We start from the raw sequence: 16042 nt of genomic DNA, 5'->3' as shown, positions 1-16042 counted from the left end.
GTCCAATACTTAGGACTAAACCGGATTTATGGGACGCTCTCGGACCCTGCGCCGAAGGATGTCCAAAACAGCTATGGTTGGGAGACCTGGATGCACAGACGCCATCTTCTCATCGGAGGCGCGAGCCTCTTCGCCCTGTCGGGCTGCGCTTCGGCCGGGGCCGTGGAGAACGCGGTGAGCGGCGCCGTCGCCGCCCTGACGACCGCCGATGAGGCCCGGATCGCCCGCGCCGTCCTGCCGGCGACCGCGCCGCGCGCCGAACTGCTGCAGCCCTGGACCGGTCCGTATGAAGGCGTGCCGCCGTGGGACAAGGTGACGGCGCCCAAGATGCGCGAAGCCATCCTGGAAGGCATCGAACTGCAACGCGCCGACATCGCCGCCATCGCGAACAACGCCGAAGCCCCGACCTTCGCCAACACCATGGCGGCGATGGAGATGGCGGGCGAGCCGCTGGACCGCGCCATGAACGTGTTCAGCGTCATGACCTCGAACATCGGCGGCGAGCAGTGGGACGTGCTGGAAACCGAGCTGTCGCCGATCTTGTCGGCCGCCTCGGACGAGATCACCTTCAACGAGAAGCTGTTCGCCCGCATCAAGGCTGTGGCCGACGGCGCGGACGCCGCAGGCCTGAACGCCCAGCAGAAGCGTCTGGCCGAGCGCAGCCGCGACGCCTTCGTGCGCAACGGCGCCGCCCTGGACGCCGCGGGCAAGGCCGAGCTGGGCCGCATCAACACCGATCTGTCGAACGCCTTCACCAGCTTCGGCCAGAAGGTCGTGGCCGACGAGAACACCTGGACCGTCATCACTGATGAGGCCGGGCTGAAGGGCCTGCCGGACTCCAACAAGGCCGCCGCCGCCGCCGCGGCGCGTTCGCGCAACGTCCAGGGCTGGGCCATCGTCAACACCCGCTCCAGCGTCGATCCCTTCCTGACCTTCGCCGACGACCGCGCGCTGCGCCAGCAGGTCTGGACCAAGTTCGTCAAGCGTGGCGACAACGGCGACGCCAACGACACCAAGTCGACCATCGCCCGTATCGTCGCCCTGCGTCAGCAGCGCGCCAAGCTGCTGGGCTTCGGCAACCACGCCGAATGGCGGATGCAGGACACGATGGCCAAGACCCCGGCCGCGGCGATGGACCTGATGCAGCGCGTCTGGGCCCCGGCCAAGGCCCGCGTCGCCGAGGAAGTCGCCGACATGAAGGCGATCGCCGGTCACGACATCGAGCCGTGGGACTATCTCTACTACGCCGAGAAGGTGCGTAAGGCGAAGTACGACCTCGATCAGAACGAGCTGAAGCCCTACTTCGAACTGCACGCCGTGCGCGCGGCCTCCTTCTACATGGCCGAACGCCTGTACGGCTTCGTCTTCAAGCCGCTGGCCAAGGGGGCCGTCTCGACCTTCGAGCCGGACGTGACCACCTATGAGGTCACGGACAAGGCCACCGGCAAGCTGATCGGCCTGTTCTACGCCGACGACTTCGCCCGTCCGGGCAAGCGTTCGGGCGCCTGGATGACCACCTATCGGTCCTTCTCGCAGCTGACCGGCTCCAAGCCGATCCTGGCCTCGAACAACAACAACTTCGTCAAGGCGCCGGACGGTCAGCCCCTGCTGATCTCGCTGGACGACGCCGAGACCCTGTTCCACGAGTTCGGCCACGCCCTGCACTACTTCTCGTCGGTGGTGACCTATCCGTCGTTCGGCAACACGCCGCGCGACTTCGTGGAATATCCGTCGCAGGTGCATGAGCACTGGGTGCTGACCCGGCCCATCCTCGACGGCTACATGAAGCACGTGGAGACGGGCCAGCCGATGCCGCAGGCGCTGGTCGACAAGATCGAGGCCTCCTCGACCTTCAACCAGGGCTACGCCACCGTCAGCTACCTGTCCTCGGCCCTGGTCGACATGGATCTGCACACGCAGGCGACGCCGCCGACCGACATCGCCGCTTTCGAAAAGGCCTCGCTGGACCGTCTGGGCATGCCCAAGGAGATCGTGATGCGGCACCGCCTGCCGCAGTTCAATCACCTGTTCACCTCGGACGCCTATTCGGCCGGCTACTACTCCTACCTGTGGTCGGAAGTGATGGACGCCGACACCTGGGCCTACTTCGAGGAGTCCGGCGACGTCTTCAACCCGGAGATCGGCGGCCGCTTCAAGTCGATCATCCTGGCGCCGGGCAACACCACCGACCGCGGCGACGCCTATCGCCAGTTCCGCGGCCGCAACCCGGACGTGGCGGCCCTGCTGAAGGTGCGCGGCTTCCCGACTTCTTAAGAGTGGGCCTACCGCCCTTCGGGCTACTTGAGGCCGTTGGGCGCCTAGGGCCGCGTCGGGGCGAGAACGCGAAAGCCTTCTGACCGCGGCACAACCAAAATGAGAGGCCCGGTGGAGTGATCCGCCGGGCCTTTTCTTATGTTCGTTCATACGCCGTCATCCTCGGGCTTGACCCGAGGATCGGATTGTCGGCCTGCTCAACGATGACCCGTCGCGGGGCTCGGCGCTCGATCCTCGGGTCAAGCCCGAGGATGACGAAGAGGGGGCCTCGACGGCGCCCGCGTTCATGCTAAGCCTTGGCGGCGTCACGGGCCGCGTCGGGTCGAGACCCGTAAGGCGGCGCGAAGCAGCCAGGGTCGAGCCTTCTGACCGCGGCCCCGCCAAAGAAGGAGCGCCCATGAGCGTCGTCGCCTCCTACGTCTACAAGGACGGCAAGCGGGTGCGCGCGGCGCCGCTGACGGATCAGGGCCTGACCCTAGCCAAGGGCGAATACCTGTGGATCGGCCTGCATGAGCCGACGGACGAGGAGTTCGATGTCCTGGTCCGACGTTTTCACCTGCACCCCCTGGCGGTCGAGGACGCCCTGACGGCGCACCAGATCCCGAAGCTGGAAGTCTATGGCTCCGAGCTGTTCATCGTCGCCCGCACGGCCCAGGCCAAGGGCGACCGCATCCTGTACGGCGAGACGCACGTCTTCGTCGGACCCAACTACGTCATCACCATCCGCCACGGCTCGGCCCGCGCCCACACCCAGTTGCGCGCCCAGCTGGAGGCTTCGCCGCAACAGCTGAAACACGGGCCGGACTTCATCCTGCACGGGGTGCTGGACTTCATCGTCGACGGCTACATCCCCATCATCGACGCCATCGAGGACAAGGTTCTCGAGATGGAGCAGGTCGCGCTGGACAGCTTTCTGTCGCGCGCCGACATCACCCGCCTGTTCCAGCTGCGCCGCGAACTGGTGAAGTTCAGCCGGGTGCTGGGGCCGATGGAGGAGGTCAGCGTCAAGCTGCAGTCGCTGGACCTGCCCTGCATCGACCGCGAGGTGCGGCCCTATTTCCGCGACGTGGCCGACCATGTGCGGCGGGTGTCCAGCCGGGCGGCGGGCCTGCGCGACATCCTGGCCTCGGTGTTCGAGGTGTCCAACCTGCTGGAGCAGCAGCGGCAGGGCGTCATCACCCGCAAGCTGGCCGCCTGGGCCGCCATCCTGGCCACACCGACGGCGGTGGCGGGCATCTACGGTATGAATTTCGAGCACATGCCCGAGCTGCGCTGGACCTATGGCTATCCGGCGGTCCTAGGCCTGATCGTGGTGATCTGCATCGGCCTGTACGTGACCTTCAAGCGGACGCGGTGGCTGTGATCAGCCGCTGTTCCTGAGACCCGCCGCCACGCCGTTGATGGCCAGAAGGATGCCGTTGCGAACGCGCGGGTCGTCGTCGCCCGCCCGGCGGCGGCGGATCAGTTCGATCTGCACATGGTTCAGCGGCTCGACGTAAGGCATTCGCTGACGGATCAGCCGATCCAGCTCGGGCTGGCCGCCCAGCAGAGTCTGCTGTCCGGTAATCGACAGCACGGCCGTGACGGTGCGGTCCCATTCGGCGCGGATGGAAGCGTAGATGCGCTCGGCCAGCGCCGCGTCGGGGACCAGCCCGGCGTAGCGGCGGGCGATGGCCATGTCGGCCTTGGCCATCACCATCTCCATGTTCTGGACCACGGTGCGGAAGAAGGGCCAGGTCTCGGCCATGGCGCGCAGCTCGGCGGGGTCCTCGCCCTGCACCGCCGAGCCGAAGCCGAACCAGCCGGGCAGCATGACCCGCGACAGCGACCAGCTGAACACCCAGGGAATGGCGCGCAGGTCCTCGATGGCGGGCGAGGCGGTGCGGCTGGCCGGGCGCGAGCCGATCTTCAGATCGGCGATCTCGGCGATGGGGGTGGCGGCCCGGAAATAGTCGACGAAGCCGGGCGTCTCATAAACGAGCGCGCGATAGGCCTTCATCGAGGCGGCCGACAGACGCGCCGCCGTCTCGCCGTAGCGGGCGCTGTAGTCCGCGTCCGATTGCGGCCCCAGCGAGGCCAGCAGGGTTCCGCAGGTCAGGGCGTCGAGGTTGCGCTGCGCCACCTCCGGCTCGCCGTATTTGTTGGCGATGACCTCGCCCTGTTCAGTGACGCGGATGCGGCCCGCCACCGTCCCGGCGGGCTGGCCCAGCACGGCCGAGAAGCTTGATCCGCCGCCGCGCCCCACAGCGCCGCCCCGGCCGTGGAACAGCTGCAGCCGCATTCCGGCGGCGCGAGCGACGTCCAGCAGGCCGCGCGAGGCCTCGTGCAATTCCCAGCCCGAGGTCAGGTAGGAGCCGTCCTTGTTGCTGTCGGAATAGCCGATCATCACCTCCTGCACGCCGCGCGCCTCGGCCACGGCGCGGGCGGAGGGCTCGGCCAGGACGCGCTCCAGCGTGGCGCGGGCGGCGCGCAGGTCGTCGATGGTCTCGAACAGGGGGGCGGCCTGGATGGGGCAGGCGCCGGGGTCGGCCGGGTCGTAGAGGCCGACCTCCTTGAGCAGCAGATAGACCTCCAGCATGTCCGAGGCGGCGTCGGTCTTGGACACGATGTGGGTGCGGATCGCCTGCGGGCCGAACGTCGAAAGAGCCTCGGCGGCGGCCTGAAGGATAGCGCGCTCCTTCAGCGTCTCGGGGGCATAGTCCGCATACGGAGAGAAGAGGGGGCGCGGGCTGGTCAGCTCGCGCGCCAGCACGGTCATCCGCTCGGCCTCGTCCAGGCCGGCGTAGTCGGGGCAGACACCCGCCACTTTGAGCAGGTCGCTGACCACGCGCTCATGCACGTCGGCGTTCTGACGCAGGTCCAGCGTCGCCATGTGGAAGCCGAATACGTCCGCCGCCGTGATCAGCCGCGCCAGCCGATCGTCGGCGAAGACGGCGCCGTGGGTCCGCACCAGGCTGTCGTGCAGGGTGTTCAAATCGGCGCGGAAGGCGTCGGGACCATCATAGGGCGGGGCGTTGAAGCGGGCCGGACGCGGCGTCGGCTCTCCGGTCAGGCTCGGATAGGCGGCCGACAGGCGGGCGTAGACCTGGCTGAGCGCCCGGCGATAGGGCTCGTCCGCGCGCTGGATGGAGGCGTCGCCTGATCCTTGCGCCAATGCGGCCAGTTCGGGCGTGACGCGGGTCAGGTCGATGGACAGGCTGAGCTCGGCACCCAGGGCGTGAACCTCGTCCAGATAGAAGCTGAGCGCCGCGCGGGCCTGACTGCGGAAGGCGGCGCGCAGGGTGTCGGCGTCGACGTTCGGGTTGCCGTCGCGGTCGCCGCCGACCCAGGAGCCGATGCGCACGAAGGGCGTCAGGTCCGGCGCGTCCAGCAGCTTGCGCCACTCGGCCAGCTGGGCCGGGGCGACATGCAGGAAGATGCGCCGCAGCCAGTCGACCACGGTGTCGATTTCGTCCTGCACCACCAGGGCCGAGGCGCGGGTCAGCCGCGTGGTCCACAGGATGACGATCTGGCGGCGAAGCGCGTCCTTCAGGGTTATGGCGTTGCAGGCGGCGCCGTCGCGGTCGCAGCCATCCAGCAGTTCGCCGACCGCCGCGGTGCGGTCCAACACGCTCTTCCGTCGCACCTCGGACGGGTGAGCGGTCAGCACAGGCGAGATCAACGCCTGGGCCAGGAGGTCGCGCACGGCGCCCCTGTCGACGCCTGCCTCGGCCAGACGCTTGAGCACGCCCTCGGGGGTGTCGGCCCGTTCGCCCGCCTCGGCCTGAGCCTGGGCGCGGCGCTTGCCCGCCCGGTCCTCAGCTACATTGGCCAGCAGCGAAAAGGCGGCGAACCCATGCGTCAGGCCGATAGCCTGATCCAGTGACAGCTCGCCCAGCAGCCGCTCCAGTTTCGAAGCGCCGTCAGAAGCCGGGTCCCGGTGATAGGCGACCGACGCCTGGCGCACGGCCTCGATGCGGTCGTAGAGCGCCTGTCCCCCCTCGTCCCGGATCACCTCGCCCAGAAGGGCGCCCAGAAGCCGGACCTCTGCGCGGAGGCGATCATGGGGAAGTTCCGAAGTCTGGCTCATGGATTGTCTCTCAAGGGCGAGGCCGGAAGCGAAACCGTATCAGGGTGATCCCGGCGCGCTAGTCCATGAGGCAACGCGCAAACCCTTGAGGGGTCGCCTTTCGTCATGAGAACGGAGTCGACATCGCCTTGCTTTTCCGCCATAAGCCGCGACTTCCGGCGCAATTGAACCTGCGCCTCCACCGGGACGATCCCATTCTGGGTTGTGCTATCGCGCTTCGCGCTACTTGAGCACGCGCTCAAGCAGGCCGAAGGCCGGTAGCGCGCTTCAAGAGTGGATGAGCCCGGAGAGGGCCTCTGTCGACGTGATCGTTCGCAGAGGTCGCCCGCCTATGGGCGATGCTCACGGAGGCCAAGGCCCAGGCGCATGAAAGGGTTTGAATGTTCGAGGCTCTGAACGAGCGGCTGACAGGCGTCTTCGACCGGATCACCGGCCGCGGCGCCCTGTCCGAAAAGGATGTCGAGGAGGCCCTGCGCGAGGTCCGCGTCGCCCTGCTCGAGGCCGACGTCGCCCTGCCGGTGGTCAAGGACTTCATCGCCCGCGCCAAGACGGCCGCGACCGGCGAAGACGTCATCCGCGCGGTCAAGCCCGCCGATCAGGTCATCAAGATCGTCTATGACGGCCTGGTCGACATGCTGGGCGGCGAAGAGCCGGTTCCGCTGAACACCAATGCGACCCCGCCCGCCGTCGTGCTGATGGCCGGTCTGCAGGGCTCGGGCAAGACGACGACCTCGGCGAAGCTGGCCCTGCGTCTGTCGAAGTTCGACAAGAAGAAGGTCATGATGGCCTCGCTGGACACGCGTCGTCCGGCGGCCATGGAGCAGCTGGCCACGCTCGGCCAGCAGATCGAGGTCGCGACCCTGCCCATCGTGGCGGGCGAGAGCGCGGTCCAGATCACCCGCCGCGCGCTGCAGTCGGCCAAGCTGCAGGGCTTCGACGTCCTGATCCTGGACACCGCCGGCCGCATCACCCTGGACGAAGGGCTGATGAACGAGGTGGCCGAGGTCGCTGAGATCGCCAAGCCGGTCGAGACCCTGCTGGTCGCCGACAGCCTGACCGGTCAGGACGCGGTGCGCACCGCTAGCGCCTTCCACGAGCGCCTGCCGCTGACCGGCCTGGTGCTGACCCGCGCCGACGGCGACGGGCGCGGCGGCGCCATGCTGTCGATGCGCGCCGTCACCGGCCTGCCGATCAAATATCTGGGCGCGGGCGAAAAGGTCGATGCGCTGGACGTGTTCGACGCCCGCCGCGTGGCTGGCCGCATCCTGGGTCAGGGGGACATCGTCGCCCTGGTCGAGAAGGCCGCGGGCGAGCTGGACCAGGCCAAGGCCGAGAAGATGGCCCGCAAGCTGGCCAAGGGTCAGTTCGACCTGGACGACCTGGCTGGTCAACTGAACCAGATGAAGAAGATGGGCGGTCTTCAGGGCATCATGGGCCTGCTGCCCGGCGTGGCCAAGCTGAAGAACCAGATGGCCGAGAACAACGTCTCGGACAAGATGATCGACCGCCAGCTGGCCGTCATCAACTCCATGACCAAGGCCGAGCGCAAGAAGCCGGACCTGCTGAACGCCAGCCGCAAGAAGCGCGTGGCCAAGGGCGCCGGCGTCGAGGTTCAGGACATCAACCGCCTGCTGAAACAGCACCGCCAGATGGCCGACATGGTCAAGTCGCTGTCCAAGGGCGGCGGCAAGAACCTGCAGAAGATGGCCTCCATGATGGGCGGCCTGCCGGGCATGGGCGGCGGCGGTCCGGACATGAACCGTCTGAAGGCTCTGGGCGGCGGCAAGATGCCGGAACCCTCGGCCGATGAAATGAAAGCCATTCAGGACCGCTTGGCGGGTCTGGGCGGCGGACAACTTCCGGGGGGCCTTCCGGGTCTGCCGGGCTTCCCCAAAAAGAACTAACGCCTTTCTAGAAAGAGACTGAAAATGCTGAAGATTCGTCTGTCCCGCGGCGGCGCCAAGAAGCGCCCCTACTACCACATCGTCATCGCCGACTCGCACGCCCCGCGCGACGGCAAGTTCATCGAGCGCGTCGGCAGCTACAACCCGATGCTGCCCAAGGACAGCGCCACCCCGCGCATCGTCCTGAAGGCCGACCGCATCGCCGAGTGGCTCGCCAAGGGCGCACAGCCGACCGACCGCGTCGCCCGCTTCATCAGCCAGAGCCAGGACGAAGCGCTGGCCGGCAAGGTCCAGTGGGCCCAGGGCAACAACCCGAAGAAGGCCGAGCCGGGCAAGAAGGCCCAGGAACGCGCCGCCGAGCGCGCCCAGCGCGAAGCCGACCGCCTGGAAGCCGAAGCCGCCGCCAAGGCCGAGGCCGCTGAGGCCGCCGCCGCCGCCGCCGCCGCTCCGGCCGTGGAAGAAGCTCCGGCTGAAGAGGCTCCTGCCGCTGAAGCCGCCGCTGAGGCGACCGAAGAACAGGCCTAAGCCTTATCTCTTCATCCGGCTGCGGCCGGTTGAAACGGGAAAGCAGCGTCCTTCCGGGGCGCTGCTTTTCTGCTATCTGGACCCATCGCATCGGCAAACGGAGCCCGGCCATGAGCAGCGAAGACAGACTGATCCTGGTGGGCCAGATCGGCGGCGCCTTCGGCGTGAAGGGCGAGGTTCGCATCAGCGCCTATACCGCCGAGCCCATGGCCCTGGTCGGCTATTCGCCGCTGCTGGGCCCCGACGGAAAACCGGCGCTGACCCTGATCTCGGCGCGGCCGGACAAGGCGGGCGTGGTGGCGCGGGTCAAGGAAATCGCCACCAAGGAAGAGGCCGACGCCCGGCGCGGCCAGAAGCTGTTCGTCACGCGCGACGCCTTGCCGGAGCCGGAGGAGGACGAATTCTACCTGACCGACCTGGTCGGCCTGGAAGGGCGCGATCCGGCCGACGTGGTGCTGGGCAAGGTCAAGTCGGTCCAGAACTTCGGCGCCGACGACATGCTGGAGATCGCCCCGGCCGAGGGCGGCCCGACCTGGTACCTGCCCTTCACCCGCGAGGCGGCGCCGGAACTGCACATCAACGAAGGCTGGCTGCGCATCGTCCGCCCGACCGAAGTCAGCGACCGCGACGAAGACTGACGCACGGACATTCGCCGCATGGGCGGTTGCGGATCGTCTTACGGTTCCCGACATGGACAGGGTCACACCAGCCGGAGCGTTCCATGGCCGACCTGTCCGCCTTCCCCGTCACCCGTCAGTTTCCGCCGCAGCATCCGGACCGGCTGCAGCTCTATTCGCTGCCGACGCCCAACGGCGTGAAGGTCTCGATCCTGCTGGAGGAGCTGGGCCTGCCCTATGAGCCTCATCTGGTCGACATCAGCAAGGACGAGACCTGGACGCCGGAGTTCCTGTCGCTGAATCCCAACGGCAAGATCCCCGCCATCATCGATCCCGACGGCCCCGGCGGAAAGCCGCTGCCCCTGTTCGAATCCGGCGCCATCCTGGTCTATCTGGCCGAGAAGACGGGGCGCTTCCTGCCCGCCGATCCGGCGGCGCGCTATGAGACGCTGCAGTGGGTCTTCTTCCAGATGGCGGCCATCGGCCCGATGTTCGGCCAGCTCGGCTTCTTCCACCGGTTCGCGGGGCGCGAGTACGAGGACAAGCGGCCGCGCGATCGCTACGTCGCCGAGTCCAAGCGCTTGCTGGGCGTGCTGGAGGGAAGGCTCGAGGGTCGCGACTGGATCATGGGCGCCGACTACACCATCGCCGACATCGCCATCCTGGGCTGGGTGCGCAACCTGATCGGCTTCTATGAGGCGGGCGATCTGGTCGGCTTTTCCGACTTCCCGCGCGTCGGGGCCTGGCTGAAGCGGGGTCTGGCGCGTCCGGCGGTGCAGCGCGGGCTGGAGATCCCGGCGCGATCGTAAATGGAGACGGGGGCGCGACGCCGCGGCCCCGCGCCGACCTAGACTTCTTCGGTCGGGGCGTCGCCGACGTGTTTCTTGATCGACTCTATGGCTCGCTTGGCGCCCGACTTGTCGGAATAGCCCTCGGTCGAGAAAATGACCTCCGAGTTGTATTTGAACCGGACGCGGAACTCGCCGGCCTTGTCTTGGTAGACCTCGAACTTGTGCGCCATGATCGCCTCACTTCGCAGGCCCCAGTCGGCCCAAGGTCAAGCTGACATAGTCGCTTCGCTCGTCAATGCCCCGCCGAACACGGGTGCGTGAGGGGGAGCCGAGACGCCGGCTGGCCGTTCTCCCCTTATGCCGTCCAGCGTCATCCGCCGCTTCCGCTATGACGAGGCCGCCCGTCGATTGCGGCTGACCTTCGTCTCGGGCGCCGTCTACGACTACGACGACGTGCCGCCGGAGGTGGCCAAGGGTCTGGCGCAGGCGTCGTCCAAGGGGCGCTTCTTCGGGCTGCGCGTTCGCGACCGCTATCCCTGTCGCCGGGTGTTCAGCGCGCGCCAATCCAGCGACGCGCCGCCAGGGCGATGAAGCCGACCGCCAGGCCCCAGAAGGCCGAACCAACCCCGAACAGCGCCATGCCCGACGCCGTGGCGGCGAAGGTCAGCACGGCCGCCTCGCGATTCTTGACCTCGCTCATCATGGCGCCCAGCGACCCGGTCAGGGGCGCGATCAGGGCCAGTCCTGTGATGGCGGCAAGCGCGCCGGTCGGCATGGCGATGAACAGGCCCGCCAGCGGCGCCGCGAACAGGGCGACGACCAGATAGAACAGGCCGTAGATCACCCCCACGGTCCAGCGTCTGGCGGGGTCAGGGTGGGCGTCCGGCTCGGTGCAGATGGCGGCGGTGATGGCGGCCAGATTGACGCCGTGTGCGCCGAAAGGCGCCAGAAGCGTGCTGGTCAGCCCGCCCCAGAAGATCAGCTTTCCGGCGGGCGGGGCGTAGCCTGCAGCCCTCAGCACCACCAGACCGGGCAGGTTCTGCGAGGCCAGCGTCACCAGATACAGCGGCAGGGCCAGACTGACCGCTGCCTTCCAGTCGAAGGCGGGCCGAACCGGCGACAGGCTGCCGAACAGGCCGCTCCCCACCGGCAAGCCCAGCTGGCCCCGCCAGGCCAGGACCGCGAAGGCGACGACCAGAACGGCGGGCAGGGCCCAGGCGGGCGCCAGCCGACGCATGACCAGGAACACCAGCAACAGGCCGCCGGCCAGGGCCAGATCGCTCGGAAACACCAAGAACAGCTTGAGGCAGAAAGGCAGGAGCACGCCCGCCAGCATGGCCGAGGCGACGGTCGCGGGGATGCGCTCGGCCAGCCGACCCAGGGCCGGAATCAGCCCCGTCAGCGTCATCATCACGCCGGCCAGGACGAAGGCGCCGACGGCGGTGCTCCACCCCAGGCCGAGCGTCGAAGCCGCCAGCAGGGCGGCGCCGGGCGTCGACCAGGCCAGGATGACCGGCATCTTCAGCCGCCAGCTGAGCAAGGCGCCCGGCACGGCGATGCCCAGGCACAGCGCCGTGACCATGGAGACGATCTGTCCGGGCGAGGCGCCCATCGCCTGTCCGGCCTGCACCACCAGGGCGACCGTGCCGCCGAAACCGATGATCGTGGCCACGGCGGCGGCGGAGAAGCTGGCGGGGGGCGGCAGGCGCAAGGAACTCATGCGCCCAAGCTAGGCCGGGCGGCGCACCACCGGAAGAGGGGCAAAGAAAAGGGCCGTCGGTTCGCCGACGGCCCTCGACTATCGCTGAGGCGAGGCTGGCTCAGCCCTCCATGTCGTCCGGCAGGCCGACGGCGTGGAACCCGGCGTCGACGTGGACGACTTCGCCCGTGGTCGAGCGGCCCAGATCCGAGCACAGCCACAAGGCGGCGCCGGCGACGCCTTCCATCGAGGTCTCTTCCTTGATCAGCGAGAATTGCGCCGACTTGGAGTGCAGGCCGCGCCCGCCGGCGATGCCCGCCAGCGACAGGGTGCGCATGGCGCCCGCCGAGATGGCGTTGACGCGGATGCCCTTCGGACCGAGATCGCGCGCGATATAGCGGGTGGCGGCTTCCAGCGCGGCCTTGGCCACGCCCATGGTGTTGTAGTTGGGGATGACCCGTTCGGAGCCGAGGTAGGTCAGGGTGATCATCGAGCCGCCGTTGGGCATCAGCTTGGCCGAGCGCTTGGCCACGTCGACGAAGCTGAAGGCCGAGATGTTCATGGCCAGCAGGAAGCTGTCGCGGGTGGTGTTGTCGACGAAGGAGCCCTTCAGCTCGTCCTTGTTGGCGAAGGCCACCGAGTGGACGACGAAGTCGATCGTGCCGAACTCCTTCTCCAGCTCGGCGAAGGCGGCGTCCATCGAGGCGTCGTCGGTGACGTCGGCCTGGATCAGCAGCTTGGCGCCGACGCTTTCGGCCAGCGGGCGCACGCGGCGCTCAAGACCCTCGCCCAGATAGGTGAAGGCCAGCTCGGCGCCCTGCGCCGCCAGTTGCGAGGCGATGCCCCAGGCGATGGAGTTGGAGTTGGCCACCCCCATGATCAGGCCTTTCTTGCCCTTCATGAGTTCGCCGGTGGGCATGTCCCAGCCTTCGCTCGTCGCCATGGGTTCGTCTCCGTATCTAGAACTTGATCCGCCTTTTGGACGGGCGCGCGGCGGGTGACAAGTGAGTGCTGACGCTGGCGTTTATCCGCCGTCGGCCTAAGTTGACGTCATGAGCTTCGACGCCGACAGTTCGCACGCACAGCCGCAGGCTGGTCCCGTCTTCTTCGACCGCCGCGAACTGGACCAGATGCTGCGGGTTTATGGGCGGATGGTGGCGGCGGGCGAATGGCGCGATTACGCCATGGCCGGGGCCAGGGAGCACGCCGAGTTCGCCGTCTTCCGCCGCCACGGCGACGCGCCCGTCTATCGCATCGAGAAACGCCCCGCCCTCCGCCTGAAACAGGGCCAGTGGGCCGTAATCGGCGAGGGCGGCCATGTGCTGAAACGCGGCCGCGATCTGGCCCAGGTGCTGCGCGTGTTCGACAGCCGCAAGTTCACGGTGGTGGAGTAGGGCGGTCTCGCCCCTCGTCCTCGACCTCTCCTTGCCGTCAGCCTCAACCCCTCTCTCCGCCGTCATCCTCGGGCTTGACCCGAGGATCGGGTTGTATTCGCGCGAGGCATAGACGGTCGAGGACGCAGCGTGGCTCGATCCTCGGGTCAAGCCCGAAGATGACGGAGGCAATGGTGCCAATTCCAAAGAAAAAGGCCCCGACGTCGCCGTCGGAGCCTCATTCTTTCCTGGCCTATCGCCCTTCGGGCTGCTTGAGGCCGACGCTCAAGTCGGCTGTGACCGCGTCACAGCCATAGCGCACTCAAAAAGCCTCTATTCGCGGCTGCCGCCCATGAAGGCCAGCAGGAACTGGAACAGGTTGATGAAGTTGATGAACAGGCTCAGGGCGCCGAAGCCCGTGGCCACGCCCATGGCGTTCTTGTCGCCGCCCAGGGCGTAGTAGGTCATCTTCAGACGCTGGGTGTCATAGGCGATCAGGCCCGAGAAGATCAGCACGCCCAGACCCGAGATCACCAGGCCGAACATGCCCGACTTCACCAGGAAGGCGTTGACCAGCATGGCCAGGATCAGGCCGATCAGGGCCATGATCAGGAAGGTGCCCATGCCGCTGAGGTCCTTCTTGGTCGTGTAACCGACCAGGCTCAGACCCGCGAAGGCGGCGGCGGTGACGAAGAAGGTCGAGGCCAGCGAACCGCCCGTATAGCGCAGGAACAGCACGCCCAGACCCGCGCCGATCGTGGCGACCACGGCCCAGTAGAGCATGTTCACGCCCTTGGCCGTCGGGTTCTTCATGAAGAACATGGAGCCGAACAGCATGACCAGCGGCGAGAACTGGATGATCATGCCCAGCATGGTCAGGCCGATGCGGCCGTCCGGCATGCGGGCGAACAGCAGCTGCTGCACGGCGGGGACGTTGCCGGTGACGTAGGCCAGGACGCCGGCGACGACCAGACCGATCGCCAGCTTGTTGTAGACGCCCAGCATGAAGGCGCGCAGGCCGGCGTCGACGGACATGTCCGCCGACTGCGGAAGCGGGCGCGCATAGCCGTTGTTGAAATCGCTCATCGCGAAAGAAGTCTCCCATTCGGCCGGGATGGTCCCGACCTTTGGCTCAAATATCGGCACCCCGGGGCGTCCATGCAAGAAAAAGCGGGCTTCCAGCCGGCGGTTCCGCCCGCTACCAAGGGTCGCATGCTACGTCTGTTCACCGCCATCGCCATTCCCGAGGACGTCGCCGAGACCCTGGCGCGGCGGCAGTCCGGCCTGCCCGGCGCCCGCTGGCGGCCGCTGGACGCCCTGCACGTCACCCTGGCCTTCTATGGCGAGGCGTCCGAGCGCACGGCCGACGACCTGGCCTCCGAACTGACCCGCGCCGAGGGCGGGGGGCCCTTTGAGCTCACCCTGAGCGGCGTCGGCGCCTTCGGCGACGCCCATCGCAGCCACACCCTGTGGGCCGGGTTGGAGCGGTCCGAGCCGCTGAACGTCCTGGCCGGGCGTTGCCGGTCGGCCGGCGAGCGCGCGGGCGTGCCGCCGGAGAAGCGCGAATACCGGCCGCACGTCACCCTGGCCTATCTGAAGCCCCAAGCGAACCCCGACCGCATCGGCGCCTGGATCGCCGGGCACAATCTGCTGAAGTCGCCGCCGATCCGGGTGGATCGCTTCGGCCTCTACTCCAGCGTCCTGACCGGCGACGGCAGCGTCTACACCCTGGAGCGGGAGTATCTGTTGTGATCGAGCGTCCCACCTCGCCCCTCGGCCCCACGCTGGAAACCGAGCGTCTGTTCCTGCGCCCGCCGACGCTGGAGGACTTCCCGCGCTGGGCCGACTTCATGAGCGACCCTGAGACGACCCGCTTCATCGGCGGGGTGCAGTCCAGGCACGAGGTTTGGCGCGCCATCGCCTCGGTGGCGGGCATGTGGGCGCTGCAGGGCGAGGGCATGTTCTCGGTCATCGAGAAGGCGACCGGCCTGTGGATGGGCCGGATCGGGCCGCTGCACCCCTATGACTGGCCGGGCCGGGAAGTCGGCTGGAGCCTGCACCGCGACGCCACGGGCAAGGGCTATGCGCTCGAGGCGGCTGCGGCGACCATGGACTACGCCTTCGACGTGTTGGAGTGGCCCGACGTCATCCACTGCATCGACCCGGACAACCGCGCCTCGGAGAAGCTGGCCGAGCGGCTGGGCTCGACCAATCGCGGGCCGGGCGTGATCCCGCCGCCGTCTCACGAGCACAAGGTCAATCTGTGGGGCCAGACGCGCGAGCAGTGGCGGGCGAACCGGCAGCGCTTGCGGTAGGAACGCAACGGGAACATAAAGGCGCATGGCCGCCGCTGCGCTTCATCTCGAACTGATCTTCAGCCGCCCCGAAACCACCCTCTCGGTGACGCGAGGGGCCGCTCGGCTGCTGGTCGACATGGGCTATGCGCCCCTGCTGGAGGTCTGCCTGCCCAATGGGCGGCGCGCCGACGTCATGGCCCTTGGACCCAAGGGCGACATCGTCATCTGCGAGGTGAAGTCGGGCATCGACGACTATCGCGTCGACCGCAAATGGCAGGAGTACGGGCCGTTCTGCGACGCCTTCTACTTCGCCGTGGCCCCGGAGTTCCCAGAGGGCGTGCTGCCGGACGAGCCGGGCCTGATCGTGGCCGACGGCTTCGGCGGGGCGGTGCTGCGCGAGGCGCCGGCGACGCCCCTGGCCCCCGCGCGACGCAAGGCCCTGACGCTGGCTTTCGCCCGTCTGGGCGCGCTCAGGGCGATGCGCGAGTAACGC

16 protein-coding genes are annotated in these 16042 nt (G+C 68.0%); 11 read left to right on the top strand and 5 right to left on the bottom strand.

Annotated elements, in window-relative coordinates; genetic code table 11:
- The first annotated feature begins 90 nt into the window (after nucleotides 1–90).
- Both ACLBV5_RS08000 and ACLBV5_RS07995 read left to right on the top strand, forming a co-directional pair.
- A complete protein-coding gene (locus tag ACLBV5_RS08000) occupies nucleotides 91–2274 on the top strand; it encodes a M3 family metallopeptidase (protein WP_447605343.1) in 2184 nt (727 codons plus the stop codon).
- A gap of 397 nt (nucleotides 2275–2671) precedes the next feature.
- Nucleotides 2672–3637, top strand: a complete 966-nt coding sequence (locus ACLBV5_RS07995) for a magnesium and cobalt transport protein CorA (RefSeq protein WP_447605342.1) — start codon at nucleotides 2672–2674, stop codon at nucleotides 3635–3637.
- On the opposite strand, the gene ppc is transcribed toward ACLBV5_RS07995, so the two are convergent.
- The gene (ppc, locus tag ACLBV5_RS07990) at nucleotides 3638–6343 is read right to left on the bottom strand and encodes a phosphoenolpyruvate carboxylase (RefSeq protein ID WP_447605341.1); all 2706 of its coding nucleotides are present in this window, start codon (nucleotides 6341–6343) and stop codon (nucleotides 3638–3640) included. It abuts the gene before it with no gap.
- Nucleotides 6344–6723: 380 nt separating this feature from the next.
- On the opposite strand from ppc, the gene ffh reads away from it, so the two are divergent.
- From ffh to ACLBV5_RS07970, 4 genes are all read left to right on the top strand, one after another.
- Nucleotides 6724–8247, top strand: a complete 1524-nt coding sequence (ffh, locus tag ACLBV5_RS07985) for a signal recognition particle protein (RefSeq protein WP_447605340.1) — start codon at nucleotides 6724–6726, stop codon at nucleotides 8245–8247.
- Nucleotides 8248–8271: 24 nt separating this feature from the next.
- The gene (rpsP, locus tag ACLBV5_RS07980; protein ID WP_447605339.1) at nucleotides 8272–8772 is read left to right on the top strand and encodes a 30S ribosomal protein S16; all 501 of its coding nucleotides are present in this window, start codon (nucleotides 8272–8274) and stop codon (nucleotides 8770–8772) included.
- 110 nt (nucleotides 8773–8882) lie between these two features.
- Entirely contained in the window at nucleotides 8883–9410 is a 528-nt protein-coding gene (gene rimM, locus ACLBV5_RS07975) for a ribosome maturation factor RimM (protein WP_447605338.1), read from the top strand.
- A gap of 83 nt (nucleotides 9411–9493) precedes the next feature.
- A complete protein-coding gene (locus tag ACLBV5_RS07970) occupies nucleotides 9494–10198 on the top strand; it encodes a glutathione S-transferase N-terminal domain-containing protein (RefSeq protein ID WP_447605337.1) in 705 nt (234 codons plus the stop codon).
- Between the two features lie 38 nt (nucleotides 10199–10236).
- On the opposite strand, the gene ACLBV5_RS07965 is transcribed toward ACLBV5_RS07970, so the two are convergent.
- On the bottom strand, nucleotides 10237–10410 hold the full coding sequence (locus ACLBV5_RS07965) for a YegP family protein (RefSeq protein ID WP_082891494.1): 174 nt from the start codon (nucleotides 10408–10410) through the stop codon (nucleotides 10237–10239).
- Nucleotides 10411–10537: 127 nt separating this feature from the next.
- Between ACLBV5_RS07965 and ACLBV5_RS07960 the strand changes: the two genes are divergently transcribed.
- Nucleotides 10538–10771, top strand: coding sequence for a KTSC domain-containing protein (locus ACLBV5_RS07960; RefSeq protein ID WP_134581884.1), 234 nt, complete (start codon nucleotides 10538–10540; stop codon nucleotides 10769–10771).
- On the opposite strand, the gene ACLBV5_RS07955 is transcribed toward ACLBV5_RS07960, so the two are convergent.
- Nucleotides 10731–11900 (bottom strand): benzoate/H(+) symporter BenE family transporter, encoded by a 1170-nt coding sequence (locus tag ACLBV5_RS07955; protein WP_447605336.1) that lies wholly within the window; start codon nucleotides 11898–11900, stop codon nucleotides 10731–10733. The genes ACLBV5_RS07960 and ACLBV5_RS07955 overlap by 41 nt on opposite strands.
- A 100-nt stretch (nucleotides 11901–12000) precedes the next feature.
- On the bottom strand, nucleotides 12001–12798 hold the full coding sequence (locus tag ACLBV5_RS07950) for an enoyl-ACP reductase FabI (protein WP_167309551.1): 798 nt from the start codon (nucleotides 12796–12798) through the stop codon (nucleotides 12001–12003).
- Nucleotides 12799–12931: 133 nt separating this feature from the next.
- On the opposite strand from ACLBV5_RS07950, the gene ACLBV5_RS07945 reads away from it, so the two are divergent.
- Nucleotides 12932–13273 (top strand): DUF2794 domain-containing protein, encoded by a 342-nt coding sequence (locus ACLBV5_RS07945; protein ID WP_025976332.1) that lies wholly within the window; start codon nucleotides 12932–12934, stop codon nucleotides 13271–13273.
- A gap of 312 nt (nucleotides 13274–13585) precedes the next feature.
- Here the strand turns inward: ACLBV5_RS07945 and ACLBV5_RS07940 are convergent, their stop codons facing one another.
- On the bottom strand, nucleotides 13586–14338 hold the full coding sequence (locus ACLBV5_RS07940; protein WP_025976331.1) for a Bax inhibitor-1/YccA family protein: 753 nt from the start codon (nucleotides 14336–14338) through the stop codon (nucleotides 13586–13588).
- Between the two features lie 126 nt (nucleotides 14339–14464).
- On the opposite strand from ACLBV5_RS07940, the gene thpR reads away from it, so the two are divergent.
- The 3 genes from thpR to mmcB are packed head-to-tail and all read left to right on the top strand — an operon-like array spanning nucleotide 14465 to nucleotide 16039.
- Nucleotides 14465–15004 carry an RNA 2',3'-cyclic phosphodiesterase gene (thpR, locus tag ACLBV5_RS07935; RefSeq protein ID WP_134581882.1) on the top strand — a complete coding sequence of 180 codons (540 nt, stop codon included), beginning with the start codon at nucleotides 14465–14467 and terminating at the stop codon, nucleotides 15002–15004.
- Nucleotides 15001–15567, top strand: a complete 567-nt coding sequence (locus ACLBV5_RS07930; RefSeq protein ID WP_447605335.1) for a GNAT family N-acetyltransferase — start codon at nucleotides 15001–15003, stop codon at nucleotides 15565–15567. Before thpR ends, ACLBV5_RS07930 begins: the two co-directional genes overlap by 4 nt.
- A 25-nt stretch (nucleotides 15568–15592) precedes the next feature.
- Complete coding sequence (gene mmcB, locus ACLBV5_RS07925; RefSeq protein ID WP_278070055.1) at nucleotides 15593–16039, top strand: DNA repair putative endonuclease MmcB; 447 nt, start codon at nucleotides 15593–15595, stop codon at nucleotides 16037–16039.
- Nucleotides 16040–16042: the final 3 nt, after the last annotated feature.

This window comes from Brevundimonas sp. M1A4_2e (genome assembly GCF_053345555.1).
This window is presented reverse-complemented; position numbering and strand designations above follow the sequence as displayed.

Bases quoted from the DNA above. Each gene is read 5' to 3' on its own strand.
- ACLBV5_RS08000 (WP_447605343.1), top strand. From the start codon at position 91: ATGCACAGACGCCATCTTCTCATCGGAGGCGCGAGCCTCTTCGCCCTG.
- ACLBV5_RS07995 (WP_447605342.1), top strand. From the start codon at position 2,672: ATGAGCGTCGTCGCCTCCTACGTCTACAAGGACGGCAAGCGGGTGCGC.
- ppc (WP_447605341.1), bottom strand. From the start codon at position 6,343: ATGAGCCAGACTTCGGAACTTCCCCATGATCGCCTCCGCGCAGAGGTC.
- ffh (WP_447605340.1), top strand. From the start codon at position 6,724: ATGTTCGAGGCTCTGAACGAGCGGCTGACAGGCGTCTTCGACCGGATC.
- rpsP (WP_447605339.1), top strand. From the start codon at position 8,272: ATGCTGAAGATTCGTCTGTCCCGCGGCGGCGCCAAGAAGCGCCCCTAC.
- rimM (WP_447605338.1), top strand. From the start codon at position 8,883: ATGAGCAGCGAAGACAGACTGATCCTGGTGGGCCAGATCGGCGGCGCC.
- ACLBV5_RS07970 (WP_447605337.1), top strand. From the start codon at position 9,494: ATGGCCGACCTGTCCGCCTTCCCCGTCACCCGTCAGTTTCCGCCGCAG.
- ACLBV5_RS07965 (WP_082891494.1), bottom strand. From the start codon at position 10,410: ATGGCGCACAAGTTCGAGGTCTACCAAGACAAGGCCGGCGAGTTCCGC.
- ACLBV5_RS07960 (WP_134581884.1), top strand. From the start codon at position 10,538: ATGCCGTCCAGCGTCATCCGCCGCTTCCGCTATGACGAGGCCGCCCGT.
- ACLBV5_RS07955 (WP_447605336.1), bottom strand. From the start codon at position 11,900: ATGAGTTCCTTGCGCCTGCCGCCCCCCGCCAGCTTCTCCGCCGCCGCC.
- ACLBV5_RS07950 (WP_167309551.1), bottom strand. From the start codon at position 12,798: ATGCCCACCGGCGAACTCATGAAGGGCAAGAAAGGCCTGATCATGGGG.
- ACLBV5_RS07945 (WP_025976332.1), top strand. From the start codon at position 12,932: ATGAGCTTCGACGCCGACAGTTCGCACGCACAGCCGCAGGCTGGTCCC.
- ACLBV5_RS07940 (WP_025976331.1), bottom strand. From the start codon at position 14,338: ATGAGCGATTTCAACAACGGCTATGCGCGCCCGCTTCCGCAGTCGGCG.
- thpR (WP_134581882.1), top strand. From the start codon at position 14,465: ATGCTACGTCTGTTCACCGCCATCGCCATTCCCGAGGACGTCGCCGAG.
- mmcB (WP_278070055.1), top strand. From the start codon at position 15,593: ATGGCCGCCGCTGCGCTTCATCTCGAACTGATCTTCAGCCGCCCCGAA.